At 33.8% G+C, this 8,422-nt stretch carries 10 protein-coding genes; 2 read left to right on the top strand and 8 right to left on the bottom strand.

Annotated elements, in window-relative coordinates; translation table 11 throughout:
* Positions 1-662: 662 nt before the first annotated feature.
* The 8 genes from rpoD to IHO40_RS00590 all read right to left on the bottom strand — a co-directional run bounded on the left by rpoD (position 663) and on the right by IHO40_RS00590 (position 5,374).
* The gene (rpoD, locus tag IHO40_RS00625; RefSeq protein ID WP_255585919.1) at positions 663-2,603 is read right to left on the bottom strand and encodes an RNA polymerase sigma factor RpoD; all 1,941 of its coding nucleotides are present in this window, start codon (positions 2,601-2,603) and stop codon (positions 663-665) included.
* Between the two features lie 133 nt (positions 2,604-2,736).
* Positions 2,737-3,048: a cation:proton antiporter subunit C gene (locus IHO40_RS00620; protein ID WP_225536267.1), complete on the bottom strand. Its 312-nt coding sequence runs from the start codon at positions 3,046-3,048 to the stop codon at positions 2,737-2,739.
* Positions 3,045-3,464 (bottom strand): Na(+)/H(+) antiporter subunit B, encoded by a 420-nt coding sequence (locus IHO40_RS00615; protein ID WP_225536266.1) that lies wholly within the window; start codon positions 3,462-3,464, stop codon positions 3,045-3,047. Before IHO40_RS00615 ends, IHO40_RS00620 begins: the two co-directional genes overlap by 4 nt.
* Entirely contained in the window at positions 3,457-3,984 is a 528-nt protein-coding gene (locus tag IHO40_RS00610; RefSeq protein WP_225536265.1) for a DUF4040 domain-containing protein, read from the bottom strand. Before IHO40_RS00610 ends, IHO40_RS00615 begins: the two co-directional genes overlap by 8 nt.
* Before the next feature lies 1 nt (position 3,985).
* Complete coding sequence (locus tag IHO40_RS00605; protein ID WP_225536264.1) at positions 3,986-4,270, bottom strand: monovalent cation/H(+) antiporter subunit G; 285 nt, start codon at positions 4,268-4,270, stop codon at positions 3,986-3,988.
* Between the two features lie 6 nt (positions 4,271-4,276).
* Positions 4,277-4,381, bottom strand: coding sequence for a monovalent cation/H+ antiporter complex subunit F (locus IHO40_RS05715; RefSeq protein ID WP_255585922.1), 105 nt, complete (start codon positions 4,379-4,381; stop codon positions 4,277-4,279).
* 177 nt (positions 4,382-4,558) lie between these two features.
* A complete protein-coding gene (gene rpoZ / locus IHO40_RS00595; RefSeq protein ID WP_225536262.1) occupies positions 4,559-4,975 on the bottom strand; it encodes a DNA-directed RNA polymerase subunit omega in 417 nt (138 codons plus the stop codon).
* 57 nt (positions 4,976-5,032) lie between these two features.
* Positions 5,033-5,374 carry a helix-turn-helix domain-containing protein gene (locus tag IHO40_RS00590; protein ID WP_410543347.1) on the bottom strand — a complete coding sequence of 114 codons (342 nt, stop codon included), beginning with the start codon at positions 5,372-5,374 and terminating at the stop codon, positions 5,033-5,035.
* A gap of 365 nt (positions 5,375-5,739) precedes the next feature.
* Here IHO40_RS00590 and purE point away from each other — a divergent pair, with 365 nt between their 5' ends.
* Complete coding sequence (gene purE / locus IHO40_RS00585) at positions 5,740-6,234, top strand: 5-(carboxyamino)imidazole ribonucleotide mutase (RefSeq protein ID WP_225536261.1); 495 nt, start codon at positions 5,740-5,742, stop codon at positions 6,232-6,234.
* 4 nt (positions 6,235-6,238) lie between these two features.
* Positions 6,239-8,107: a DNA mismatch repair endonuclease MutL gene (mutL, locus tag IHO40_RS00580; protein WP_225536260.1), complete on the top strand. Its 1,869-nt coding sequence runs from the start codon at positions 6,239-6,241 to the stop codon at positions 8,105-8,107.
* Positions 8,108-8,422 lie beyond the last annotated feature (315 nt).

Raw genomic sequence — 8,422 nt, 5'->3', positions numbered from 1 at the left:
ACTACTATAAGTCCTTATCTTACCTCTCTTGGACTATTATGGGAAGGGCTATAAGTAGCCTTTTCTTGTCATCCAAGTAGCTGACACTGGGATCCAATTTTTCATAAAACGTTGTATTTTAACATAACTTTTATGCTCACCTACTTGATAAAATTTCTGGATTCCAGCGTCATGCGCTGGAATGACAGAGCTATGGGTGTCATTCCAACCCCTATGTTGTTATCCCAGTACTTGATACTGGGATTCGAGATACTATTTTAGTAATAAAACATTAAAAGTTTGCCAAATAAAAAAGGTAAAAGAAACCCAGTTAGTGCTAGTTATTTATATTAACTTTATAAATTGGCGTTTTTTACTGTCTTAAACGCACATAATGCAAAAAATTAAACAATAGTACACCAAGTACATTGAGTTTTTTGTCATTTAATCTGTATAGACTGAAGGTAAATAATAACTTCAACACTATGATAATGGAACCGGAGGAATTTTCAAGTAGTTTTTTTCGTCTCTATTAAATATCAATGCTCTGTCAAAAGTTTGTCATATAGTTATTACAAAAAGTCTGGCGCTTCTTGCTTATAATTAAAGGTTTAAGCCAATTTATCATGATATTCTATTTTCTCTCCCAGTAACGCAAGTTGGTATTAATTTGACGCATTTCTTCAAAAGAATCCTCTAAGTTTTCTAGCACGGCTTGGATGTTTTAATTTACGTAGTGCTTTTGCTTCTATTTGCCTAATTCTCTCGCGTGTTACATTAAAGATTCTTCCTACTTCTTCTAAGGTATGTTCTTTTCCATCTTTACCAAGACCAAAGCGCATTCTGAGAATCCTTTCTTCTTTTGGCGTTAAAGTTGCAAGAACATTGGTTGTAATACCACGCAAGTCAGCAAGTATTGCAGCATCTTCTGGCTTTGAGACCCGTTTGTCTTCTATGCAATCACCAAAGGTACTGCTATCATCTTTTCCCGTTGGAGCTTCAAGACTTACAGGATCCTTTGTTATTTTCATAACTTTGCGTATTCTTTCTAGAGGCATCCCAAGTTCCACACTCAATTCCTCTAATGTAGGCTCTCTTTCCATCTCATGAGTTAATTTTCTTAGTGTCCTGTTAATTTTGCTGATAATTTCTACCATATGAACCGGTATTCTAACTACTTTAGACTGCTCAGGTATTGCTCTGGTGATTGATTGCCTTACCCACCAAGTTCCGTAAGTTGAAAACTTGTATCCGCGTTTGTAATCAAATTTATCCACGGCTTTCATAAGACCAATATTGCCCTCTTGTATCAAGTCAAGCAGAGCAAGACCTCTGTTTGAATATTTTTTAGCGATGGAAACTACTAACCTTAAATTAGCTTTAATCATTTCCTGCTTTGCCTCGGAGACTTCTCGTTCATGTTTTTGTATCCTTTTGATTAACTCCTTAAATTCCTGCACGTTATCTTCCTGTATATATTGCTTAATATTATTCACAGAGCAGGTTATACACTCAGAGTTACCTTTTATAAACCTTGTACATTTGATTTTTAATTCTTCTGTAAGAAAAATTTCATTTTCATTGGTCTTAAAAAAACTTCTCTCTTTCAATTCACGCTTTAAAAGCACTTCATTATAAACTTTGTAGAAATTTTCCTTGTCAATATTATATTTCCTAGCTTCAGAAATGAGATTGGCTTCCTCAAGCATTATAGACTTGTTTATATTATAGAGTTTTTGTGTAATTTGAGTGACAGCAGCGTCACTTAATTTAATTTGTAACGCTATGGACCATATTTGATTATATAAATCTTCATATCCTGACTCGCTAGGGGAATTTTTCCTTAGTGTCAATGCTTCATTTGCTAAAGTAATTATCTCATCCAATGCAACTATGACCTTGGGCAATAAGTCGCTTTCCATTTCAAGAATAGAAACATTTAAATTTGCTGAGTTTATATCTTCGTTACCACTTTCTTGCTCATCACCACCCTTTTTGTTACCTGCTTCATCATCTTCGCAGTGTTCATCATCTTTGGTATCTCCAGAATCCTCAAAGTCTTCGGCACTTTCTTCGCTATTCTCTTTGGGTATTGTATTAAAATCAGAATTATAAATTGCATCTAGGTCTATAATTTCCCTCAGTAAGAGAGCTCCGCTACTCAAATCATCACGCCATGCTTTTATCATTTTTAGTGTTACTGATGTTTCGATTATTGCACGCAACATGTTATGCTTTTCAGATTCAATTTTTTTTGCTATCTCGATTTCATCTGCCCTTGATAGAAGCTTTACAGAGCTCATGTCTTGTAGATAAACTCTTACCGGATCGTCGTTTTGTACTAAAGTTGTGGCAGCATTTGACAATGTATCATCGTCATCGAGTTTACCATCATCATTGTTGGTAGAAGTATCTTCCTCATCTTCGCTGCTCTCAAGTACATTAATTCCAGAATCTTGCAATATAGATATAGTATCATCTATGAAGTCAGATGAGAAATTTTCGTCTGACAGTTTGTCATTTATATCATCAAGAGTAATAAAACCACCCTTTCTTATACTTTTGGTCACTAGATCCCTTATGATTTTTTTCTTACCTTCTGCATTATTAATAGTTGATATCATTACCTTTATATTTAAAACTTTTACACCATTAGTAAATAAGCTTACAACAAGTAAGCCTATAGTTTAATTTTTAGCTTGTAACTACCTGTTACTTAATATAGTTTAAGATACTGTTAACTCACATATGTTGGTCTTAGTCAATTATTCCATATTTTTCTTCTATTTTTATTGCTATAGACAATCCAACTGAAAATGTTGCAATTCCAACTACTATGGCAGTGAGCATTAAAACATGCGGTATAGGATTGCTATATAAATAAAAATTTGAAACTAGCATAGGAGGCAAAGAGCTTTTTATATATCCTAAAGATATGTAAAATAGCAGAACAGACGCTTGGAAAACGTTTACCCCTATCATTTTCTTGATTAGATTCTTATCATTTATGATAGTATACAAGCCCAGCATCATTAATATAATAATAGTTGTATAATTATATAAAGTCATTGTTTTTTTATACGAGCAAAGCTTACATATATTATCAACATAGAGGAGAAGACAGTAAGTGCTACACCCAGTTCTACCAGGAAAATACCAAATTTTTGACCGTTAACGTTGTTAGTTAATAATATATCATAAGATAAAAAACTTTTGCCAAATAAAACTGTTACAATACCCGTTCCTCCGTAGATTAAAATACCTAGCATATTGGTAAGTTTAATTACAGAATAGGGTATTGCTTTTAAAGTTACGGATACACCAAACAACATTGAATACAGTATTATCCCGGAAGCAATAATTATTCCGGCTTGGAACCCCCCACCTGGAGTGTAGTCGCCGTGAAATTGTATATATAAGCCAAATAGGATAATAAAAGGCACCATTAAAAATGTTACTGCATTTAATACCGGATCTTTAATCATTTTCTTTTTCTTCTTTTAATGTTAATGTTATACAAAGTGCGGCAGTAAAGACTACTATAGTTTCCCCAAATGTATCATAACCACGAAAGCTTGCTAAAATAGCCGTCACTATATTAGGAATACCAGCAACTTTTTCAGTATTTTCTATATAATAAGGAGCAACGTGCAAGTGGATTGGAGCGTCATGGCTGCCAAAATCCGGTAATTGAGTTATAAAGTGTGATAAGAATACAGTCAAAAATAAAATAGAAAAAAGTGTTATAGGGTTGTGAGATAAATTTACTTTATGTTTTTTTATCAAAGAAAGCGCAGCAAACATAAAAACTGTACTGAGCCCTGCACCAACTGAAGCTTCAGTAATTGCAACATCAGGCGCGTTCATAATTAAATACATAAGTGCAATGAGTGAACTAAATGCACACATTAGAATGCCACTTACAACTAAGTGTTTTGAAAGAACTATAAAAACCGTAACCGTAAGTAATAGAAAAAGTAATGTTACATTCAATATTTCTAGCATCTTAACCTTCTTTAGTTTTTCCTTTACTTTTATAATAAGTGCACGCTAAAATATAGCTGTTAGTTGAGTTAGCTATCCATACTATAAGGATTAATAACATTATTTTAATAGTATTGATTGAAAATTCATTTTGCAGAGCAAAACCAATCAACAATAACATCGCGCCGCTGGAATCTATTATGCTTACTGCATGTAACCTAGTATAAAAATCAGGAAATCTGATTGTCCCTATGGTTGAAATGATTACTAAACAAATACCTAAGAATATGAAAATAGGTCCTATCATAAATTATCAAAGCAACATTAATCTCATTAGTGCTACAGTTGATACAAAACTAATACTAGCGTACAAAAGCGCTATATCAAGCAAAAAGAAATTGTTCAGAACAATCGACATTGTTGTTATGAGTAAAACTGCTTGTGTCGAAAAACTATTAAATGCTAGCACCTTGTCATAAACACCGCTCAGCTTGGATACTATACGGTATAGCATTACACTAATACAAAGCAGCAGCACATAAACAGTAATGTAGATCATCTATAAATTACAAACTTCAGTAGTACTTTGCTCTATCTAATCTTCATCATCTATTTTCTCGCTGTCTTGATCGTCTATTTCGGTTTCTACCTCATCATCCTGAATATTAACACTTTCTTGATCCATATCGGAATCTATGTTGAACTGGTCATAAGAAAAATTTAGTAGTTTTTCTAGCTTACTTGTATTACTGCTATAGGCATTACTCACATTTCCTTTCATATATTCTTTACATCTGCTTACCAAAAGGCTAAATAATTCATGAGTATCTACCTGTCTTTCTGATATTTCGTATAAAGAAATGATGGTATTCTTGTGACCTTTAAACTTAGCTGCCTCAATTGGACTACTTGCCCCTGTATTTAAGTCATGTGTTCTCTGACTCGCCAATAGAGCTAATTTAAAACGGTTATTCACCTGCTCCGTGCATTTTTCTATAACAGATTCAGCCATAAAATACTGCCTTAATAAGTTTTATACTGTATCACAAAAAACAAAATGTCAACTTCTCTATTGAGACTCAGCTTCATGTTTTGCCTTTTCTTCTTTAAATTTTACTGCTTGGTTCTCTGTTATTATAATCGTTATTCCAAAACCTAATTTTTTGAGGAATCCTAACAATCGCTCTAGAGAGAACCCATCCGTTTTGCCATTTTTAATTTGTGATATCTTTGGCTGATCAACACCTAGTTCTTCTGCTGCGCGAGCTTGAGTCCAACACTTTGTTCTTATAAATTCGCTGATTATGCTAAGTAGCTTCTTTTTTATTTCTACAAAGCATAAACCGTTGTCTAATGATATTATTATTTCCATAATCTTTTTATACCCACTATCAAAAACTTTGTAAGACATTACAACATAAATCTGATATCTCAAAGTATTAATATCATATAGTTTGTACTAAATAATTATAGATATTAATATATAAAGCTTTAAATTGATTGTATATTAATATTTTACCAAGTCTATTTTAATCTTAATTATTATTTTACCTAAAAAAATTATTTATAGCAAGAGGAACGGCAGTTGCAAGGCTAAAATAGTCATTTTGTAAATTCATATTACATAAGAAGTTTATATCTCCATATCTTAAAACAGATATTCGTTCAAATCCCTGTTGAACGAGAATGCTACATATTATATTCATAATGTAACTCAAATATTTGTTGCTTTTTAGCTGAAACACTATTTAGTTAGTAAATAAAATTACGTTGAATATGGCAGAAATAAGAAAAGATGTTGCTGTAATTATGGGAAGTGAATCGGATTATAGCACTATGTCTCATACTGTTGATATGTTAAAAGAGCTATGGATTTCGCATGATATATTTATAATATCTGCACACAGAACGCCAGAAAGGCTATTCAATTTTGCTAAATCTGCACAAGAAAAAGGTCTTAAGGTTATTATAGCTGGTGCAGGGGGAGCAGCTCATTTACCTGGTATGATTGCGTCGCTTACTTATTTACCTGTTATCGGCGTCCCTGTACGTAGTAGGCAATTAAACGGGCTGGATAGTCTATTGTCTATAGTGCAAATGCCAAAAGGTGTATCGGTTGCAACAATGTCCATAGGAGAGAGTGGAGCATATAATGCTGCCATTACCGCCGCGTCTATATTGTCAATTTCCAACAATGAAATTGCAGGTAGGTTAAAAAAATGGAGAGAGAAACAGACTAAAGAAGTAAAGGAAAAACCGGGTTCATGGTAAATTTATGGCAATAATTCTTTTAGATACAAAAACTATAAACCGTATAGCAGCGGGAGAAGTAATTGAGAAACCAGCAAGCGTAGTGAAGGAATTAGTTGAAAATGCAATAGATGCTGAAAGTTCAGAAATAGAGATCAAGATAGAGAGTGGTGGGCGCAATCTTATCACTGTGATAGATAATGGAAGTGGAGTAGAAAAGAATGATCTAGAACTTGCATTTATGCGTCATGCTACTTCAAAATTAGGCGATAGTGAATTAATAGAAATCAGGCATCTTGGCTTTAGAGGAGAAGCGCTGCCTTCGATAGCAGCAGTAAGTAGGATAAAGTTATCTTCTAGAGCAGGAGGAGCAAGTGAAGCTTGGTCTATAAGGTATGAGGGTGGAGAAAAAGTGGGGGAAATTACGCCTTACCCTTTATCACAAGGCACATATATTGAAGTACGAGATTTGTTTTTTGCCATTCCAAACAGGCTAAAATTTCTAAAAACCGAAAGAGCAGAAACTCAAGGCATCGTTGATATTGTAAATAACCTAGCAATGGTTAACTATCGTATAGGGTTTACTCTCACTTCAGGTAATAAAAAGCTTTTGAAATATGCCAAGCAAACCTCGTTGTTTAGTAGACTATGTGAAATAGAAAAAGAATTTCAAAATAATTTTCTGGAGGTTAATGAAGAAGAAGGCGGAATCAAACTGACAGGACACGTCTGCAAACCGACCATCAATCGAGGTAAGTCTGATATGATTTATACATTTGTTAATAGAAGACCAATAAAAGATAATCTACTTGTTGGTGCGGTTCGGTACGCGTATCGTGATTTTGTTCCAAACGATAGATATCCCTTTGCAGCGTTGCATTTGGAGGTGCCATATGATCAAGTAGATGTAAATGTACACCCAAATAAATCAGAAGTAAGATTTCAAAATAAGAGACTAATATATGAAATAGTGACAAGAGGGCTAATTAAGGTATTGTCAACAAGAATAGGCAGCTTTACAATGAGTGATGCTAGAATAACAGAGGGGCTTAAGGAAGGCCCACCTTTCGATGTTGGCAAAGGGGGTGATGAGCTTATTGATAGTGGAAAAAGCAAAGAAGCAGAAAATCGGAAAGAATCTCATGAAAGAAGGCCAAATCCTTTAGAAAATCAACTGATGAAAGAATTTGCTTTTCCAAGCGAAAGAGCAGAGAACCTGTCGGAACAGTTAAAATCGTTTAATTACACTGGTATACAAAAATTCCCATCACAAGTGGAGACCATAGTTTTAGAAAGAGAACAAATTGATTTGATAGAGAGCTATCCACTCGGGTTTGCACGTTGCCAGGTCTACAATACTTATGTTATTGCTGAGGCTAAAGGCAAACTGATTATAGTTGATCAGCATGCAGCCCATGAGAGGCTGATATACGAGTGCTTAAAACAAAAATCAAGTATAAAAAGACAAAAATTATTACTTCCTGAAGCGATTGAAATCAAAAACCAAGCTGGAATGGAGATGGTTGAGATTTATAAAAATAAGCTTTTCGAAATGGGTTTTGACATTGAAATTAGACCAGAAAATAAGGTTGTGGTAAAGGAAATCCCTGTAATTTTGGGCACAATAGACGTAAAAGAGATGCTGATAAATATAGTTGATAGATTAACGGAAATAGAAGATACTCTACCAATAGAAGATAAAGTGAACAAAATATTGGCTACTATCGCTTGTTATGGATCAATTAGAGCTGGCAGAAAAATGAAATTGGAGGAAATGAATGAACTGCTGAGGCAAATAGAAAAAACACCATATTCGGGACAATGTAACCACGGAAGGCCAACTTATATAGAAATGAAACTAAGTGATATTGAAAAACTATTTGAGCGGAGGTAAGAGGTTGCCATAAGTATGCAGACTTTATTCCTTGTCATCCAACACTGGTATAGAAACAGAACTAAAAAAACTACTTGACAAATTCCTCTAACCCCCTTATCGTAGTACTGAAGCTATTGTTTATCTTCATTTTGTGCAGATTAAACGATAAAAAACTCAATGTACTTGGCTTCTTATGTTTAATTTTTTTTGCACTACTTGTGTTTCATGCCTTTTCTAAAACTTTCAAGGTCTTTGCCTATATATAACCTAAAATACGCTTGTTAAAGCGTTTAAGACAATAAAAAACGCCAATTTAAAGATAGATAGTGAGTA

The sequence above is a fragment of the Wolbachia endosymbiont of Mansonella ozzardi genome, from assembly GCF_020278625.1.
Classification (GTDB): Bacteria; Pseudomonadota; Alphaproteobacteria; order Rickettsiales; family Anaplasmataceae; genus Wolbachia.
Note: the sequence above shows the minus strand (reverse complement) of the source record. Positions and strands in the feature narration are given on the sequence as shown.